The sequence below is a fragment of the Tepidibacillus fermentans genome, assembly GCF_004342885.1.
In the GTDB taxonomy this organism is placed as follows: domain Bacteria; phylum Bacillota; class Bacilli; order Tepidibacillales; family Tepidibacillaceae; genus Tepidibacillus; species Tepidibacillus fermentans.
In genome coordinates this window covers 30324-48039 of sequence record NZ_SMAB01000003.1, presented here as the reverse complement: position 1 = coordinate 48039, position 17716 = coordinate 30324, and the positions used below count along the sequence as shown (strand labels likewise).

General features: G+C 36.0%; 17 protein-coding genes and 1 other RNA gene. All 18 read left to right on the top strand.

Features of this window, described 5'->3' with window-relative positions; genetic code table 11:
• The first annotated feature begins 4 nt into the window (after positions 1-4).
• The 18 genes from EDD72_RS02885 (at position 5) to rnpB (ending at position 17688) form a co-directional block, all read left to right on the top strand.
• Positions 5-958: a PhoH family protein gene (locus EDD72_RS02885; RefSeq protein WP_132767130.1), complete on the top strand. Its 954-nt coding sequence runs from the start codon at positions 5-7 to the stop codon at positions 956-958.
• Between the two features lie 23 nt (positions 959-981).
• A complete protein-coding gene (locus EDD72_RS02880; RefSeq protein WP_165894947.1) occupies positions 982-3144 on the top strand; it encodes an HD family phosphohydrolase in 2163 nt (720 codons plus the stop codon).
• Entirely contained in the window at positions 3141-3620 is a 480-nt protein-coding gene (gene ybeY / locus EDD72_RS02875; protein WP_132767128.1) for an rRNA maturation RNase YbeY, read from the top strand. The genes EDD72_RS02880 and ybeY overlap by 4 nt, the downstream gene beginning before the upstream one ends.
• A gap of 8 nt (positions 3621-3628) precedes the next feature.
• On the top strand, positions 3629-4312 hold the full coding sequence (locus EDD72_RS02870) for a diacylglycerol kinase family protein (RefSeq protein ID WP_243643759.1): 684 nt from the start codon (positions 3629-3631) through the stop codon (positions 4310-4312).
• 27 nt (positions 4313-4339) lie between these two features.
• Positions 4340-4750 (top strand): cytidine deaminase, encoded by a 411-nt coding sequence (locus tag EDD72_RS02865; protein WP_132767126.1) that lies wholly within the window; start codon positions 4340-4342, stop codon positions 4748-4750.
• Positions 4731-5648 carry a GTPase Era gene (gene era, locus EDD72_RS02860; RefSeq protein WP_132767125.1) on the top strand — a complete coding sequence of 306 codons (918 nt, stop codon included), beginning with the start codon at positions 4731-4733 and terminating at the stop codon, positions 5646-5648. Before EDD72_RS02865 ends, era begins: the two co-directional genes overlap by 20 nt.
• Positions 5649-5909: 261 nt before the next feature.
• Positions 5910-6044, top strand: a complete 135-nt coding sequence (locus EDD72_RS02855) for a YqzL family protein (protein WP_132767124.1) — start codon at positions 5910-5912, stop codon at positions 6042-6044.
• A gap of 84 nt (positions 6045-6128) precedes the next feature.
• Positions 6129-6860, top strand: coding sequence for a DNA repair protein RecO (recO, locus tag EDD72_RS02850; protein WP_243643765.1), 732 nt, complete (start codon positions 6129-6131; stop codon positions 6858-6860).
• 14 nt (positions 6861-6874) lie between these two features.
• Positions 6875-7075, top strand: a complete 201-nt coding sequence (locus tag EDD72_RS02845) for a DUF4342 domain-containing protein (RefSeq protein WP_132767122.1) — start codon at positions 6875-6877, stop codon at positions 7073-7075.
• A 293-nt stretch (positions 7076-7368) separates the two neighbouring features.
• Entirely contained in the window at positions 7369-8259 is an 891-nt protein-coding gene (glyQ, locus tag EDD72_RS02840; RefSeq protein WP_207893629.1) for a glycine--tRNA ligase subunit alpha, read from the top strand.
• Entirely contained in the window at positions 8252-10321 is a 2070-nt protein-coding gene (gene glyS, locus EDD72_RS02835) for a glycine--tRNA ligase subunit beta (protein ID WP_132767121.1), read from the top strand. The genes glyQ and glyS overlap by 8 nt, the downstream gene beginning before the upstream one ends.
• 145 nt (positions 10322-10466) lie before the next feature.
• Positions 10467-11108 carry a transcriptional regulator CcpN gene (gene ccpN / locus EDD72_RS02830; RefSeq protein ID WP_132767277.1) on the top strand — a complete coding sequence of 214 codons (642 nt, stop codon included), beginning with the start codon at positions 10467-10469 and terminating at the stop codon, positions 11106-11108.
• An 11-nt stretch (positions 11109-11119) separates the two neighbouring features.
• Positions 11120-11944: a pyruvate, water dikinase regulatory protein gene (locus EDD72_RS02825; protein ID WP_132767120.1), complete on the top strand. Its 825-nt coding sequence runs from the start codon at positions 11120-11122 to the stop codon at positions 11942-11944.
• A 336-nt stretch (positions 11945-12280) separates the two neighbouring features.
• The gene (gene dnaG, locus EDD72_RS02820; RefSeq protein ID WP_132767119.1) at positions 12281-14101 is read left to right on the top strand and encodes a DNA primase; all 1821 of its coding nucleotides are present in this window, start codon (positions 12281-12283) and stop codon (positions 14099-14101) included.
• Between the two features lie 32 nt (positions 14102-14133).
• Positions 14134-15261, top strand: a complete 1128-nt coding sequence (gene rpoD / locus EDD72_RS02815) for an RNA polymerase sigma factor RpoD (RefSeq protein WP_132767118.1) — start codon at positions 14134-14136, stop codon at positions 15259-15261.
• 126 nt (positions 15262-15387) lie between these two features.
• The gene (locus EDD72_RS02810; protein ID WP_132767117.1) at positions 15388-16140 is read left to right on the top strand and encodes a tRNA (adenine(22)-N(1))-methyltransferase; all 753 of its coding nucleotides are present in this window, start codon (positions 15388-15390) and stop codon (positions 16138-16140) included.
• Complete coding sequence (locus EDD72_RS02805; RefSeq protein WP_132767116.1) at positions 16107-17222, top strand: Nif3-like dinuclear metal center hexameric protein; 1116 nt, start codon at positions 16107-16109, stop codon at positions 17220-17222. Before EDD72_RS02810 ends, EDD72_RS02805 begins: the two co-directional genes overlap by 34 nt.
• Positions 17223-17295: 73 nt before the next feature.
• An RNA gene (gene rnpB, locus EDD72_RS02800) (RNase P RNA component class A) lies at positions 17296-17688 on the top strand.
• Positions 17689-17716: the final 28 nt, after the last annotated feature.

Below are 17716 nucleotides of genomic sequence, written 5' to 3'. Positions count from 1 at the left end.
CCATTTGCATGTCTATTCAAGTGAAATCAAATTAGGAACATCAGAAGAACGTTTACAACTTTTTGGTCCTAATGATCAATTTTTAAATATCATTGAGAAACAGACAAATGTTCAGATTTTTACTCGCAATGAGAATTTAATCTTACAAGGTGAACAACTTGAAGTTGAAAGATTAACCGATCTTTTTCAAGTCTTGATTCAATTAGTAAGTAAAGGTTATCATCTTTCTGAACGAGATATTTATTATGCGTTAGATTTGGCTAAAGAGGGTTTGACTCAGCAGTTACTGGATCTATACGACCAAAAAATCTTCACTACTTATAAAGGAAAAGAAATTCGTGTGAAATCTTTAGGCCAACGTCATTACATCTCAACCATACTAAAAAAAGATATTGTTTTTGGGATTGGTCCTGCTGGTACGGGTAAAACTTATCTAGCCGTTGTTATGGCTGTATCTGCATTAAAACAAGGAACTGTGAAACGAATTGTGTTGACTCGTCCAGCCGTTGAAGCCGGGGAAAACCTCGGGTTTTTACCAGGGGATTTGCAAGAAAAAGTAGATCCTTATCTTCGACCGATCTATGACGCTCTATATGACTTATTAGGCGTAGAACAAGTGAACAAGCTTTTAGAGCGTGGAATGATTGAAATTGCGCCTCTTGCTTATATGCGGGGAAGAACCTTGGACGATTCATTTATCATTTTAGATGAAGCCCAAAATACGACCCCAGAACAGATTAAAATGTTTTTAACTCGTCTTGGTTTTGGCTCGAAAATGGTCATTACGGGGGATATTACCCAAATTGACTTACCAAGCAAAAGTAAATCAGGACTGATTGAAGCAGAAAAAATATTAAAAGAAATAGAGGAAATTGGGTTTATTTATTTATCAGAACATGATGTTGTAAGGCATCATCTTGTTCAGAAAATTATCCTAGCATACGAGAAACACGCGTAATGCCTTCCAAAGGGGCGGTGGAAATGGAGAAGGGGAAGAAAAAAGCATTATTTGCCTCGAATTGGTTAAAACAAATGGAAGGTTGGGAATATCATCCTTCCATTCGTTACATTATGTATGTATTTTTAGGTTTGATCATGTATCTCCTTTTAATGGGACAAGTTATTCCTAAAACTTATGAATTAAAAGAAGGACAAATAAGCCCTGTAACATTAAACTCTCCTATTCGTGCTCTTGATCAATGGGCGACAGATTTAAAGAAAAAAGAAGCAGAAAAATCTGTACCTGAAGTATATACAAAAGAAGATTCGATTTTAAAAGATCAAATTAACCAATTAGAAACAATGTTTGATTCGATTTTAACCATTGTGAAAAATACGAATTTGACAAGTGAACAGAAGAAAGAACAATTAAAAACGGCGATTACGATTCCAATAAAAGAGGAATCGATTCAGGCAATCTCAACTTTATCCGAATCAAGAATAAAAAATTTACGAAATTTATCTCGTTCTACCTTAGAGTTTGTGATGACGGATGGGGACGGAATCAATATAAAAGGTTTAAATGAAGCATATACAAAATTAGATCGTTATGTACAATCAAACCCATATGATAATGATCCAAAGATTAAAAATTTAGCGAAAGAATTAACCAAACCATTTGTAAAACCGAATCTTTTTTATAACCCAGATCAAACAGCTTTGCTACGAGAAGAAGCGAGAAGTAAAGTTGAACCCATATATATAAAAAAAGATGAAATGATTGTCAAAGAAGGCCAATTTATTGATAAACCAACATATGAACGATTAAAAGCAGCTGGTTTATTAAAAGATACATCTACGATATGGCCCCATTTAGGCTTATTTTTACTTGTTTCACTATTGGTTTTATTGCTCTATTTCAGTATTGAGCGAATGAAGCCGATATTACATCAGAACAATTCTTCGTTACTGATGCTATTTATTATCTTCTTACTCACCTTTATTAGTATTCGCTTTGTTGATTTTATTAGTGGAGATAGTATTACCTCAGCAAAAGGCTATTTGGCACCAGTTGCTTTTGGTGTGATGTTAATTGCTTTATTAATCAATATGAAATTGGCGATTCTAAGTGGCGCCATTTTTAGTGTATTTGTAGGGTTGATCTTTAATCAGGATCAAACGATGATTTTTGATTTTCGATATGGATTTGTTGCTTTAATTGGAAGTACAGCCGGAGCATTTGCTTTAGGAAGAATACGACAACGTTCAGGAATATTGAAGACTGGATTTATTGTTGCTCTCTTTAATTTTCTATCAATAGCTGTAGTTATTATGTTAACAAGTCAAAGCTACACACTTCGTGAAGTTGTTTTCACCCTTATATATGGGGTATTAAGTGGTTTGTTCTCAGCTGTTTTGACGATTGGATTATTACCGTTTTTTGAAACATTTTTTGGAATACTTTCCCCGATGAAATTGATTGAGTTGTCCAATCCAAATCATCCTTTATTACGAAAATTATTGATCGAGACACCAGGGACGTATCATCATAGTGTTATTGTCGGAAACTTAGCTGAAGCAGCAGCTGAGGCAATCGGTGCGGATGGGTTATTAGCGAGAGTAGGGTCTTATTACCATGATGTAGGAAAAACAAAAAGACCCACATTTTTCATTGAAAACCAGTTAAATATAGCCAACCCACATGATCGAGTCGCACCACACATTAGTAAGAACATTATTGTTGCCCATACGAGAGATGGGGTAGAAATGTTAAAGGAATATAAAATTCCAAAACCGATTCAAGATATTGCAATGCAACATCATGGTACATCCTTGCTGAAGTATTTTTATCATAAAGCATTACAAAACTCAGATAAACCAATTCCCGAAAGTGAATATCGTTATCCCGGTCCAAAACCTCAAACGAAAGAAGCTGCCATTGTCGGAATCGCTGATAGTGTTGAAGCAGCTGTCCGTTCTATTCAAAACCCAACGAATGAATTAATTGAGGAGACCGTACGAAAAATTATCAAATCAAAGTTGGATGATGGACAACTAAATGAATGTGATTTAACATTAAAAGAACTCGAAATTGTCTCGATTACGATTTTAGAGACATTAAAGGGGATATTTCATTCTCGAATTGAGTATCCTGATGATAAAGAGATTGAAGAGAATAAAAAAGGAGCGAAACTAAGCTCATGATTGAGGTAGAAATTTTAAATGAACAAGAAGAAAAAGAACTAACTGAATCACAACTTCAATTAATTGAAAAAGTGATCCAAGAAGCAGCTAGATTGGAAAACATCACCAATGGAGAAGTGGTCATTTCGCTTGTGGATGATCGGAAGATACATGAATTAAATAAATCCTATCGGGGTATTGATCGTCCTACAGATGTATTATCCTTTGCGATTCACGAAAAAGGAGAGGATGAGCCTGATATCATTTTTACTGAAAATCTAGAACTCCCAAATATGTTCGGAGATATTGTGATATCGATTCCCCGGGTAATAGAACAGGCGAATGATTATGGACATTCTTTTGAAAGAGAATTAAGTTTTCTGACTGTTCATGGTTTTTTACATTTATTAGGTTATGACCATGGAACTTCTGATGATGAGAAAGTGATGTTTTCTAAGCAGGAAGAGGTACTTCAGCGTCTAAATATTACAAGGTGATGATGTTTTTGTTTTGGGAAAAATTAAAAAAAAGTTTTTATTATGCGAGTGAAGGAATCATCTATACCATTTATACTCAACGGAATATGAAAATCCATATTGCCATATCCCTAATCGTGCTATTATTAGGGATGTGGCTTCATTTTACTTTTCTTGATGCCCTTTTTATTTTGTTTTCGATTGGGATCATCATGGGAATGGAATTGATGAATACGGCGATTGAAACGGTTGTTGATTTAGCGATGCCAAAAGTTCATCCTTTGGCAAAAGTAGCAAAGGATGTTGCAGCAGGAAGTGTATTACTTCTTACATTTATCGTGATGATGGTTGGTTTTTTGATTATTTTCCCATATCTATACACTTTTTATTTGCAAGGAGGTAAGGGGATTCACTCACCGAATTCTACTTTTTTTGCATTTGTAGGTGTTTTTCTTTTATTTATAACCTATACAATGAAAGCATATTGGCTAAACAAAAAAGTACAATTTCAGCCTGATGTATTAGTTGGAATCCTTTTTTACGTCTGGTCATATCTCTTCCTGTATTTTAAAATTTTAAGTTGGGTTCTGTTACTTTCAATCCTGATACTGTTGTTTTATCGTTTTAAAAACGGATATACTTTTCTGGCATTCTTACAAAATTTTTTGATTTCGATCGGAGGATTTTACGTATTGTATTATTTATTTTTCTAAAGAATTTATAGAGGGAGGTTAATATCAATGAATGTTCAAGAATTGATTCAGTTTGCAAAAGAAGCTAGAGAAAAGGCTTATGTTCCCTACTCGAAGTTTCAAGTAGGTGCTGCGATTCGCACGAAGAATAACAAAATCTATAAAGGAGCCAATATCGAAAACGCTTCATATGGATTAACCAATTGTGCCGAGCGTACAGCCATCTTTAAGGCTGTATCAGAAGGAGATCGTGATTTAGAAGAGATTGCGGTCATTGCCGATACAGAAGGACCTGTTTCTCCATGTGGGGCTTGCAGGCAGGTTATGGTTGAATTTTTCGCTCCAGATGCCAAAGTATATTTGGCTAACCTTAAAGGAGAAGTTTTAGAAACAACAGTAAAGGAATTACTGCCAGGGGCATTTAAACAGGAGGATCTCGATGAATCAAAGAAAAACTAAGTCAGGCTTTGTAGCAATTATTGGACGACCGAATGTTGGTAAATCTACCTTGTTAAATCAAGTGTTAGGACAAAAAATAGCGATTATGTCTGATAAGCCACAAACGACAAGAAATAAAATCCGTGCGATTTATACCAATGAACAAGGACAAATCATATTTATCGATACGCCTGGTATACATAAACCAAAATCAAAGTTAGGGAAATACATGATGAATCTCACGCTAACTACCCTACAAGAGGTTGATTTGATTTTATATTTAACTGACGTAACAGAAAAATTCGGACCAGGAGAACAATTCATCATTGATCAATTAAAATCAGTGACAAAAACTCCAGTATACCTAATACTCAACAAAATCGATTTAGTTACACCAGAGGAATTATTACCAATCATTGATCAATATCGGAAATATTATGATTTTACAGAGATTATTCCGATCTCTGCTCTAAAAGGAAATAATGTATCTACTTTGTTAGAACAAATATACAAGATCTTACCAGAAGGTCCTTTATACTATCCATCTGATCAGGTTACTGAACACCCTGAACAATTTGTGGTTGCTGAACTCATTCGGGAAAAGATTCTGAATCTAACCAGAGAGGAAGTTCCACATTCGATCGCTGTCGTTGTGGAATCGATGAAACCAGGTGAAGAAAACCCAAATACTGTTGTGATTCAGGCAGTGATTTATGTCGAAAGGGCATCACAAAAAGGAATTATTATTGGCAAGAATGGGCGAATGCTAAAAGAAATTGGCCGTCAAGCAAGGTTAGATATTGAACGTTTGTTAGGATCAAAAGTATTTATTGAATTGTGGGTAAAAGTAAAGGAAGATTGGCGAAATAGAGAACATCTATTGAAGGATTTTGGCTTTTTCGAGGAAGAGGATATTTAATCTAGAGTATTAATGATTAGCTATATATGTAAAGTGTGGACTTGGATTATCACAAGTCCTTTTTTTACGCATAAGCACACAAAGTGTACAAGTCACGCTACGCAGCTAAAGCTGCTAGTCGTACTATGTCGCTGCTTATGGAATATACAAACCTATTTTTATATCTACCGTTCTAGAATTTTTTTCCTAGGATAGAAAAACCCGTACCCGTTTATCCTAAGTTATAAGCCCTTTCAATCTGTGACAAAGGAGTGAAGAACCGTGAAAGATTTTTCATGGAATTATTTCTGCAAGACCGGACAGATTGATGCTTATCTTTTATACAAAGAATGTCAAATTCAACAAGATGTCATACAAACTGTGGCAGAAGTGGAAGAGGAGCAAGATCAACAGTAAAAAAACAAAAATGCCTTCCTTTTCACAAACGATAGGGTAAAATGAATAAGGTAAACCCTGAATGTGGAGTGAAACGAATTGTTGGTGAGAACAGAAGGCATTGTGATTAAAACTGTAGATTATGGTGAAGGAAATAAAATCATTACACTCTTTACAGAAACACATGGGAAAGTGCCATTAATGGCTAGAGGAGCAAAAAAAACGAAAAGTCGATTAAGTAGTGTAAGTCAATTATTTAGTTATGGTGACTATACTTTTTTCCTTACCAAAAGTATGGGAACACTGAATCATGGTGAAATCATTCAAAGCTTCACAAAAATTCAACAAGACATCATTAAAACGGCATATGCAGCTTATTTAGTTGAATTAACGGATAAAATGACGGAAAACCTTGACCCTATCTCATATTTATACCAGCAATTGTTATCTTCTTTGAAACAAATTGATGAAGGCAAAGATCCAGAAATTATCATCCGAATTTATGAATTGAAAATCCTTAAAATCTCAGGTTATCGTCCAGTATTAAATCAATGTGTATTGTGTCATTCAGTGGATAACCTTACACGATTTAGTATTGTGCATGGAGGAGTAATTTGTGATCATCATTCAGATGATTCGTCTATTGTCTTACAAGAAGGAACGATGAAAATGCTCCGTTTATTTGAAAAGATTGATATCAGAAGAATAGGGAATACGAATGTAAAAGCTTCAACCAAATCACAGTTACAATATGTGCTTCGATCTTTTATTGAACATCATGTCGGAATCCAACTTAAATCACAAAATTTTTTAGATCAATTGAAGCAATTTGAGTAAATAGGAGGGATACCATGGTGTACTTACAACTACTAAAACAAACAAATTTAGTGCATCTTACGATTTCAAAAGGAAACCAAATTATCTTATCAATCCCGATCACTATTAGTGCCATATTGTTTCGTTTATACCCTTTCCTCTCATTACTTACAACAGCATATCTGTTACGTCATCATTTTACGATTAAAATTGAAAAAAGCTTAATCGTTGATTGAGAAAACATTGCAAATTATAATTAGTTTTGGTATATTCATATTCAAAAGTAATATCGGTCAGCAATGAGAGAAAGGGTTCATTTGCGGACATTCTAAAGCGAGTTGAGGATGGTGGAAGCTCAACGGATGTTAAATGAATTGGCGTTCTCGAGCTATTTTCACAAAGTGGGCTAAAGTTTATCAATAGCCAAATAGGGTGGAACCGCGGGAGCTTCTCTCGTCCCTATACATAAAAGTATAGGTGATGGGAGGAGCTTTTTTAATTTTAGATTAAAATCGTGAGGTGGATAAATATGAACTTTCAAGACATGATTTTAACTTTACAAAATTTTTGGGCGAAACAAAATTGTATCATTGTTCAACCTTATGATGTGGAAAAAGGTGCCGGAACGATGAATCCGATGACATTTTTGCGAAGTATTGGTCCAGAACCATGGAATGTCGCTTATGTTGAACCATCAAGAAGGCCAGTTGATGGTCGTTACGGAGAAAATCCTAATCGGCTTTATCAACATCATCAATTTCAAGTCATTTTGAAACCATCACCGGCCAATGTCCAAGAAATCTATCTAGAAAGTTTGAAAGAATTGGGGATTAATCCCTTAGACCACGATATTCGTTTTGTCGAAGATAACTGGGAAGCTCCTACACTAGGTGCTTGGGGACTTGGTTGGGAAGTTTGGCTTGATGGAATGGAAATCACTCAGTTTACCTATTTCCAACAGGTTGGTGGACTTGATGTCAAACCCGTTTCTGTTGAAATCACTTATGGGCTTGAACGATTAGCTTCTTATATTCAAAATAAAGATAATGTTTTTGAACTTGAATGGGTAAATGGGGTTACATACGGTGATGTCTTTCACCAAGCGGAATATGAACATTCCAAATATACGTTTGAAATCTCAGATAGTAAAATGTTGTTTAACTTGTTCAATACCTATGAACAAGAGGCAGTTCGCGTATTGAAAGAAAACCTTGTTTTCCCTGCTTATGACTATGTTTTAAAATGTTCTCATATATTTAATCAATTGGATGCACGAGGAGCGATCAGCGTTACCGAGCGAACGGGTTATATTGCGAGAGTTCGTAATTTAGCCAAATTGTGTGCCCAGGTATATTACGAGGAACGGCAAAAATTAGGGTTTCCAATGTTGCAGCAAAAGGAGGGGACTCATCATGAGTAAAGATTTATTAATTGAAATCGGAACAGAAGAGATTCCAGCTCGATTTATTACAGATGCAGTGGAACAATTGGCAAAAAAGATGATGGATTGGTTAAAAGAGTCTTATATCACATTTGATAAGATCAATACATATTCAACACCTAGAAGATTAGCGGTTATGATTAAGGATATCGCAGAAATCCAACAAGACCGAATCGAAACGCTGCGTGGACCATCACTTAAAATTGCAAAGGATACAGAGGGAAACTGGACAAAAGCGGCCCAAGGTTTTGCTAGAGGACAAGGTGCAACTGTTGATGATCTTTTTATCGAAGAGGTCAATGGAGTTGAATATGTATTTGTAAAAAAAGAGTATAAAGGGAAAGAAGTATTTGAGTTATTACCTCAAGCGCTCAAAGAAATCATTGAATCGATGAATTTCCCCAAAAATATGCGCTGGGGAGATGAAGATTTAAGATTCGTTCGACCGATTCGCTGGTTACTCATCTTATTTGGTCAGGAAGTCGTTCCCGTCGAAATCGCAGGTGTGAAATCAAACAATAAAAGCTACGGTCATCGTTTCTTAGGTAGAGAAGTGACGATCTCTTTTGTAGAAGATTATGTTCCACAATTAACGGAACAATTTGTCATTCTTGATCCAAAAGAGAGAGAAGAGCGAATTCTTGCACAGATTCATCAATTAGAAAAGGAAAAAGGATGGAATGTTCCGATTGATAAGGGATTATTGGAGGAAGTGATTCATCTAGTTGAATATCCAACGGTTCTATTTGGCCATTTCAAGGAAGAATTTCTGGAAATACCCGCTGAAGTCTTAGTCACAACCATGCGTGAACATCAACGATATTTTCCAGTAGAGAACAAGCAAGGAGAGCTTCTTCCGTATTTTATCACGGTAAGGAATGGGGATACGCGTTCCTTAGATTTGGTAGCTAAAGGGAATGAAAAGGTATTAACTGCTCGATTATCAGATGCTAGATTCTTCTACTTAGAAGATCAGAAGTTAAAGATTGCTGATGCAGTATCCAAACTGGAGAACATTGTTTTCCATGAGGGATTGGGAACGATTGGCGATAAGGTTCGGAGAATTCGGGAAGTAGCTAATGATCTAGCGAAGCACCTTACGCTTGATGATGAAATAATGAAGCAAATTGATCGTACAGCAGAGATTTGCAAGTTTGATCTTGTAACGAATATGGTCTATGAATTTCCAGAATTACAAGGGTTAATGGGGCAAAAATATGCCCTCATACATGGGGAAACAGAAGAGGTTTCCAAAGGAATTTTTGAACATTATTTACCTCGTTTTTCTGGTGATCGTTTACCAGAATCAATCATTGGCCAAATTTTAAGTATTGCCGATAAAATGGACAATATCGTAGGAGCCTTTTCTTTAGGCAAAATCCCCAGTGGCTCGCAAGACCCTTTAGGATTAAGGAGGCAAGCGGCTGGGATTGTCCAAATTCTTTTAGAAAAGCTTCATTCGTTAACATTACAGACCATTTTTGATCTTGTCATTGAGTCCTATGAGCGAAAAGGCTTATTAAAACGAAGTAAAGAAGAGATGGTTGTTGACCTCTATGAATTCTTTACGTTACGTTTAAGAAGTTTACTACAAGAAAAAGGGGTTCGCTACGACGTCATTGATGCTGTATTAGAAGTAGAGAAGAATGATGTAAAACGAGTTGTAGATCGAGCATTAATCCTAATGGAGGAAGTAGAAGATCCTTCGTTTAAGCTTGTCGTCGATTCCTTTAACCGAGTGATGAATTTAGCGACAAAAACGAATTCTGCCAAAACTGATCCTGAACGTTACCAACAACAGGTGGAGAAAGATTTATATAACCAATATCTTGTAGTAAAAGAAAATATAAATAAAGGCATCACTCTAAAAGAACAACTAGGACAACTAAAAACCCTCAAAGAACCGATTATTCAATATTTTGATCAGGTAATGGTTATGGTTGACGATGAACAAGTTAGACAGGATCGTTTAGGATTACTTTATTCCATTACGCAATTAATTCTCTCCTATGCTGATTTTCGTCAATTAGTATTTGCTTAAAAAACATAAGAAGGAAGCCCTCTATGGATAGATAGGGGGCTTTTTCATAAAAGATTATTGCGCTCGCTGGCATAAGAATATAGTATATACTATATAGGATGAATATAATAAGTAGTATAACACATTCGTGAGATAAAAGGTGGTGATAACCATAGAACTAACCAATCGTCAAGAATTAATTTTAAAAATTGTTCAAGAAGAAGGACCAATCACAGGGGAACAGATAGCGGAAAAGTTAAATCTCACGCGAGCTACTTTAAGGCCAGATTTATCTATTTTAACGATGGCAGGGTATCTAGAGGCAAGACCAAGAGTCGGCTATTATTACTCAGGTAAAAAAGGAAACCAGTTATTAAAGGAAATGTTAAATAAAATGACAGTGAAAGACTATAAAGCTGTCCCTGTCGTGATTAAAGAAGATACCTCTGTTTACGATGCGATTGTTACGATGTTTTTGGAGGATGTCGGAACCTTATATGTAGTCAAAGAACGTGGAACATTGGCAGGTATTGTATCACGAAAAGATTTACTAAAAGCAGCAATTGGTAAACAAAGCCTTCAAGATTTGCCGATTTCCGTGATCATGACGAGAATGCCGAATATTATTACATGTCAGATAGACGACTTGCTAATCGAAGCAGCGAATAAATTAATTCAATACCAGATCGATTCCATACCTGTTGTAAAGCCGTTAGATAATGGAGAAGGATTAGAAGTAATCGGACGGATCACGAAAACAACAATTGCAAAGGCCTTTGTCGAACTTGGAAAAGAAAAGGAAGTGTAGGAGGGATCACTATTCAGAGTTTAAATGAAAAACCGATCATATATGTTGTTTCTGACTCCGTTGGGGAAACAGCAGAATATGTCGTTAGGGCCGCAGTAAGTCAATTTAATGGGGAAACTACAGAAATACGTCGGCTTTCCTATATCGAAGACAAAGAATCGATTGATGAAATCATTCAATCGGCGAAAGAAGTAAATGGTATTATCGCATTTACGATTGTAATTGCTGAATTAAAGGAGCATCTGATTTTAAAAGCGAAAGAAAAAAACGTCATGGTTGTCGATATTTTAGGACCAATGATGGAATCGCTACAAACACTTTTTCAACAACCACCAAAAATGAAGCCAGGATTAGTAAGACAATTAGATGAAGAATATTTTCGACGTGTTGAAGCGATTGAATTTGCCGTAAAATATGACGACGGTCGTGATCCAAGAGGTATTTTGAAAGCAGATGTCATTTTAATTGGTGTTTCACGAACTTCTAAAACTCCTCTTTCGATGTATTTAGCTCATAAACGTTTAAAAGTTGCGAATGTTCCTCTTGTTCCAGAAGTAAAACCGCCTGAAGAATTATTTGAAATCTCGAATAAAAAAGTTATCGGTTTGAAAATTTCTCCAAACCAGCTGAATACCATTCGAACCGAACGCTTAAGATCTTTAGGTTTAACCGCTGAAGCCAATTATGCAAATCATGAAAGAATTATTGAAGAACTGGAATACGCGGATCGAGTCATGAAAAAAATTGGTTGTCGAGTTATTGATGTCTCTAATAAAGCGGTAGAAGAGACAGCCAATATTATTCTAGGAATGATCGGCAAAGATGGGGGAAGATAAAAGATCGTTAATGAATCATATTGAAAAAGTTGAAAATTCACAGGAGAACTGTGAATTTTTTCTTTTTTCGAAGTAAAATTATATTCTTCTTCATTGACTTTCCAACTTTTTAGGGTATAATATAGAACGGTTTTCGACAAATTTCACAAAAATTTTACATTCTATGTCGAGAAGGATTTTCATTTTTGATGTAGAATAATATGATTTAAAGGAAAAAGCCATGGCTAAAAACTTATAAAAATATTGTCGAATCAGTTAGAAAAAGTTTGAAGCTTTTGCAGGAGAATACATATATCTTGGAGAATGTAAAGAAAAGAAAATTGAGGGTGTTGTTCTATGCCGACAACTAGAATCCCAAATGAATTATTGCAACAGATTCGACATCATTATCATATCGTGGATGTAATTGGACAATATGTCTCATTAAAAAAAAGTGGGCGAAATTATATAGGATTATGTCCATTTCACTCGGAAAAAACACCATCATTTACTGTATCACCAGAAAAAGAGATCTTTCATTGTTTTGGATGTGGTGCAGGTGGTGATGTCATTAAGTTTGTAATGGACATTGAAAACTATTCGTTTATCGAAGCCGTAAACTTTTTAGCAACTGAGGCAGGGATTACGATCCCTAAACTCGAACAACATATACAATATGAAGAAGATGAAAAAAGACTTCAACTTATACAGGCCCATGATTTGGCAGCAAAATTATTTCATTATTTACTTCTTGAGACAGAACATGGGAAGGAACCATATCGTTATTTATTAGATAGGGGAGTTTCCAAGGAAGTTATTGAAACATTTCAGATTGGTTTTTCTCCTCCTTCATGGGACTTCCTAAAAAAATTCCTGATAAAAAGAGGATATTCCGAGGAATTGCTGGAAGAAGCAGGACTTTTAATCCGGAATGAAAATGGGTCTTTTGATCGCTTTCGTAATCGGATCATGTTCCCCATTTTTGATGCAAAAGGTCGTGTGATTGCATTTGGAGGAAGGGTGATGGATGATAGTTTACCTAAGTATCTGAATAGCCCAGAAACAATCATTTTTAATAAAAGCAAAACGATCTATAATCTACATCTTGCTGCAAAAGAGATCCGTAAAAAAAGACAAGCTATTCTCTTCGAAGGATATATCGATACCATTTCAACATGGAAAGCTGGAATTCATAACGGTATTGCTACATTAGGAACTGCATTAACCGAACAACATGCGAATATTTTGCGTCGGTACGCGGATGAGATCATTATTAGTTATGATTCAGATACTGCTGGACAACAAGCCACCTATAAAGCGATTGAATTATTACAACCATTAGGTTTTCAGTTAAAAATCGTGCAAATGCCTCAAGGATTTGACCCGGATGATTATATTCGAACCTATGGGCCTAATTCATTTAAAGAGGATATTTTAACAACAACTATCACCCCTACTGCTTTTAAATTGAACTTTATTCGTAAAGAATATCAATTGAATGAAGAAAGTGGTCGATTAAAGTATATTGCGAAAGCATTAGAAGTAATTGCTGATCTACCCCGAGCAATTGAAAGAGAACACTATTTACGGGGACTTGCTGACGAATTTAAATTATCCATTGACTCTTTAAAAAATGATTTAAATCAATTTATATACGAAAAGAGGAAAAAAAAGGAGAAAACGAGGGTTAATCTGACCTTAAAATGGAATAATAATATAAATAATGGCAATCATGTGTTTAAGCCAAATACACTATATCCAGCTTTTTATCAAGCTGAGAAATATTTAATTGCGTTGATGCTAAAAGATCGGAAAATTGCTGAACAAGTTAAAGAGGAAATCGGTAGTGATTTTCATGTGGAGGATTTTTCGGTTTTAGCAGCGTATATTTATTCATATTATAGTGATGGGAATGAAGCCGACATCCGTCATTTTATTTCTACTCTTGAAGATGAACGTCTTATTCAATTGGCAAGCCATTTGGCGATGTTAGAGATGAATGAAGAAGTTTCTGAACAAGAGTTTCATGATTATATAACACAAGTTAAAAAACACCATGTTGATTTGTTGATCAAACAAAAGAAAGAAGAACAGAAAAAGGCAGAACGATTAAAAGATTTTGCCACAGCAGCAAAGATTGGTCAAGAAATTATACAATTGCGTAACCCAAAAGGATAGTAAGTAAGTGATTGAGGGAAGGAGGGAACTTTATGGCCAAAGAAAAAAATAAAAATATTGAACCAGAACTAACGCTTGAGCAAATGAAAGAGCAAATTATCGAACAAGCGAAAAAACGTGGTTCAATTTCATATAAACAAATTATGGATAAATTAGCGATATACGATCAAGATTCCGATCAAATTGATGAATTTTTTGAGTATTTAACGGATCAGGGGATTGAGGTAGTTAATGAAGATCAAGAGCTTCCGTTACTCGATGATGATGTAGAAAAAATCTCTGATACCGATGAAGAATTTGACTTTGATGATTTATCCATTCCTCCAGGAGTCAAGATTAATGACCCTGTTCGAATGTATCTAAAAGAAATTGGCCGTGTTCCATTATTATCTGCTGAAGAAGAAATTGAATTAGCAAAACGTATTGAAGAAGGTGATGAAGAGGCAAAAAGGCGTCTTGCCGAAGCCAACTTACGACTAGTGGTTAGTATTGCTAAGCGTTATGTGGGAAGAGGAATGTTATTCCTTGATTTAATCCAAGAAGGGAATATGGGATTGATTAAAGCGGTAGAAAAGTTTGATTATCGCAAGGGGTACAAATTTAGTACTTATGCTACATGGTGGATTCGCCAAGCAATAACAAGGGCAATTGCTGACCAAGCAAGAACAATCCGTATTCCTGTACACATGGTTGAAACCATCAACAAACTCATTCGTGTTTCTAGGCAGTTGCTTCAAGATTTAGGAAGAGAGCCCACCCCAGAAGAAATTGCTGAGGAGATGGATTTAAGCGTTGAGAAAGTAAGGGAGATCATGAAGATCGCCCAGGAACCTGTTTCTTTAGAAACACCGATTGGTGAAGAAGATGACTCTCACCTAGGGGACTTTATCGAAGATCAGGATGCATTAGCCCCATCAGATGCAGCCGCTTACGAACTCTTAAAAGAACAATTAGAAGACGTTTTAGATACATTAACGGAAAGAGAAGAAAATGTATTGCGTTTACGCTTCGGATTAGATGATGGAAGAACTCGAACTCTTGAAGAAGTAGGAAAAGTATTCGGAGTTACGAGAGAACGTATTCGCCAAATTGAGGCGAAAGCATTGCGCAAACTTCGTCATCCAAGCCGAAGCAAACGATTAAAAGATTTCTTAGAATAATCAGTATGATATGTCTGCAAAACTTGTTTTGCAGGCTTTTTTTCTCAATTTTACATCTTTCTAAAATGGAAAGCAAATCCATCCGTTATAAATGGTAACAATTTTAAAGATAGGAAAAGGTGAAATATGGATTCGATTGTTTTATCCAATCGTTTAAAAACGATTGCCTCTTTTGTACCCAAAGGGAAAAAAATCGCAGATATTGGCTCAGACCATGCTCTTTTACCTAGTTATTTGGTTTATAACCATATCGTTCCTTTTGCAATAGCTGGGGAGGTCAATGATGGTCCTCTTCAAGCAGCAAAAAGGCAAGTTCAACTTTATCAATTAGAGGATCAAATCTCTGTTAGAAAAGGAAACGGGCTAGAAGTCATTCACCCAAAAGAAGTCGATGTCATCACGATTGCTGGAATGGGTGGGGCTTTAATTGGGCAAATTTTAGAAGATGGAAAAGAAAAGCTATCCTCCATTGAGCGGCTAATTCTTCAACCAAATGTAGGAGAAGAACTAGTAAGAAAGTGGCTAGATAAAAATCAGTGGTTTATCGTCAATGAAACGATTCTAGAAGAGAATGAAAAAATTTATGAAATTATCATTGCTGAACCAAAGAATAACCAACGGCAAAATCCTTATCAAGGATTGGATATTACGAAAGAAGAGTTATATCGTTTAGGACCAATTTTATGGCAAAAACGATCACCGATCCTGTTAAAAAAATGGCAACGAGAATTGCAAAAGGTGGACTACGTTATCAAGCAGTTAGAACGTGCAATGAATGAAAATGAAAAAACAAAAAAAATAGAAGAATTAATGGTAGAAAGAAATTGGATTTTGGGGGTATTAGAGTGTTTGCAAAAGGACAAACCATTATTCAACTGATTGAACAACTTGCACCCAAATATTTAGCGGTCGAAGGCGACCGAATTGGTTTACAAGTCGGTACATTACAAAAAGAAATAAAAAAGGTGATGTTAACTTTAGATGTCTTAGAAAATGTGGTTGATGAAGCCATCGAACAACAAATTGACTTCATTATCTCACACCATGCATCGATATATCGTCCATTAAAACATCTACGAACAGATTTACCGCAAGGTCGCATTTATCAAAAATTATTGAAACACGATATTGCTGTTTATACCGCCCATACCAATTTAGATGTGGCATTAGGTGGAGTAAACGATGCATTAGCAAAAAGAATTGGAATCCAGGCTACTGAATTTTTGCAAGAGGTCTATCAACAAAAATTAAAAAAGATTGTGGTTTATGTTCCTGAGTCCCACCAGCAGGTTGTACTTGATGCATTATACGCAAATGGAGCAGGATGGATTGGAAACTATAGTCATTGTAGTTTTACATCCTCAGGAATCGGAACATTCATGCCTAGGGAAGGTACAAATCCTTATATCGGTCAACAGGGAAAACTGGAACGAGTGAATGAAGTGCGCATTGAAACCATCATTCCTGAAGAAAAACAGAACCAAGCGATTAAAGCGATGATCAAAGCTCACCCTTATGAAGAAGTAGCCTATGATATTTATCCTTTAGATATTGAAGGTAAAGCATATGGAATTGGCCGAGTAGGTGTATTAGAACAAGAATTAACCTTGAAGGAATTTGCCCTTCAAGTAAAAAGGCAATTAGAATTGGATGGTGCGAGGGTGATTGGTGACTTCACGCAGAAAATACGTAAAGTAGCGATTGTCGGTGGCGATGGTAACAGCTTTGTGCCGACAGCTGCTTTTAAAGGAGTCGACGTTTTAATTACGGGAGATATCTATTATCATGTTGCACATGAAGCAATGGCAGAAGGATTAGCAATCATTGATGTGGGTCATAACGTAGAAAAGTGGGTTTTACCTGAGTTAAAAGCATACCTAGAACAAGCATTTAAAGAAAGAAACATTATGACTGAAGTATATGAATCAAAAACCGATACAAATCCTTTCCAGTTTATCTAGGAATTACATATTGCAAGCTATATATATCTTTGTTATAATATTCATTGCTGTCAAATCGAAAAGTTTATAAAGGGAAGTAAGCTGGGTAATCGCTGGTGGATTTCATCCACGAGAGGAAAGTCCGAGCTCCAAAGGGCAGGGTGCTGGATAACGTCCAGTCAGAGCGATCTGAAGGATAGTGCCACAGAAATGGACCGCCAATGGCCATCATATGATGGTACAGGCAAGGGTGCAACCGTGGTGTAAGAGACCACGAGGGAATATGGCGACTTATTCCCTGGTAAACCCCACCTGGAGCAAGACAAGATAGGAGCGCATATAGGAGTGGCCCGCTCCGCGTTCGGGTTTGTCGCTTGAGCCATATAGTAATATATGGTCTAGATAGATGATTACCGCTTCAACAGTGGGAGCTAAGATGCGTTTACCACTAGAAGTACAAAACTCGGCTTATAGGCTTACTTTCCAATTAATACATATAAAAACCCTAAAAATTT

Excerpts from the sequence above, each read along its gene's own strand:
- EDD72_RS02880 (WP_165894947.1), top strand. The coding sequence starts at position 982 with ATGGAGAAGGGGAAGAAAAAAGCATTATTTGCCTCGAATTGGTTAAAA.
- ybeY (WP_132767128.1), top strand. The coding sequence starts at position 3,141 with ATGATTGAGGTAGAAATTTTAAATGAACAAGAAGAAAAAGAACTAACT.
- EDD72_RS02865 (WP_132767126.1), top strand. The coding sequence starts at position 4,340 with ATGAATGTTCAAGAATTGATTCAGTTTGCAAAAGAAGCTAGAGAAAAG.
- era (WP_132767125.1), top strand. The coding sequence starts at position 4,731 with ATGAATCAAAGAAAAACTAAGTCAGGCTTTGTAGCAATTATTGGACGA.
- EDD72_RS02845 (WP_132767122.1), top strand. The coding sequence starts at position 6,875 with ATGGTGTACTTACAACTACTAAAACAAACAAATTTAGTGCATCTTACG.
- glyQ (WP_207893629.1), top strand. The coding sequence starts at position 7,369 with ATGAACTTTCAAGACATGATTTTAACTTTACAAAATTTTTGGGCGAAA.
- glyS (WP_132767121.1), top strand. The coding sequence starts at position 8,252 with ATGAGTAAAGATTTATTAATTGAAATCGGAACAGAAGAGATTCCAGCT.
- dnaG (WP_132767119.1), top strand. The coding sequence starts at position 12,281 with ATGCCGACAACTAGAATCCCAAATGAATTATTGCAACAGATTCGACAT.
- rpoD (WP_132767118.1), top strand. The coding sequence starts at position 14,134 with ATGGCCAAAGAAAAAAATAAAAATATTGAACCAGAACTAACGCTTGAG.
- EDD72_RS02810 (WP_132767117.1), top strand. The coding sequence starts at position 15,388 with ATGGATTCGATTGTTTTATCCAATCGTTTAAAAACGATTGCCTCTTTT.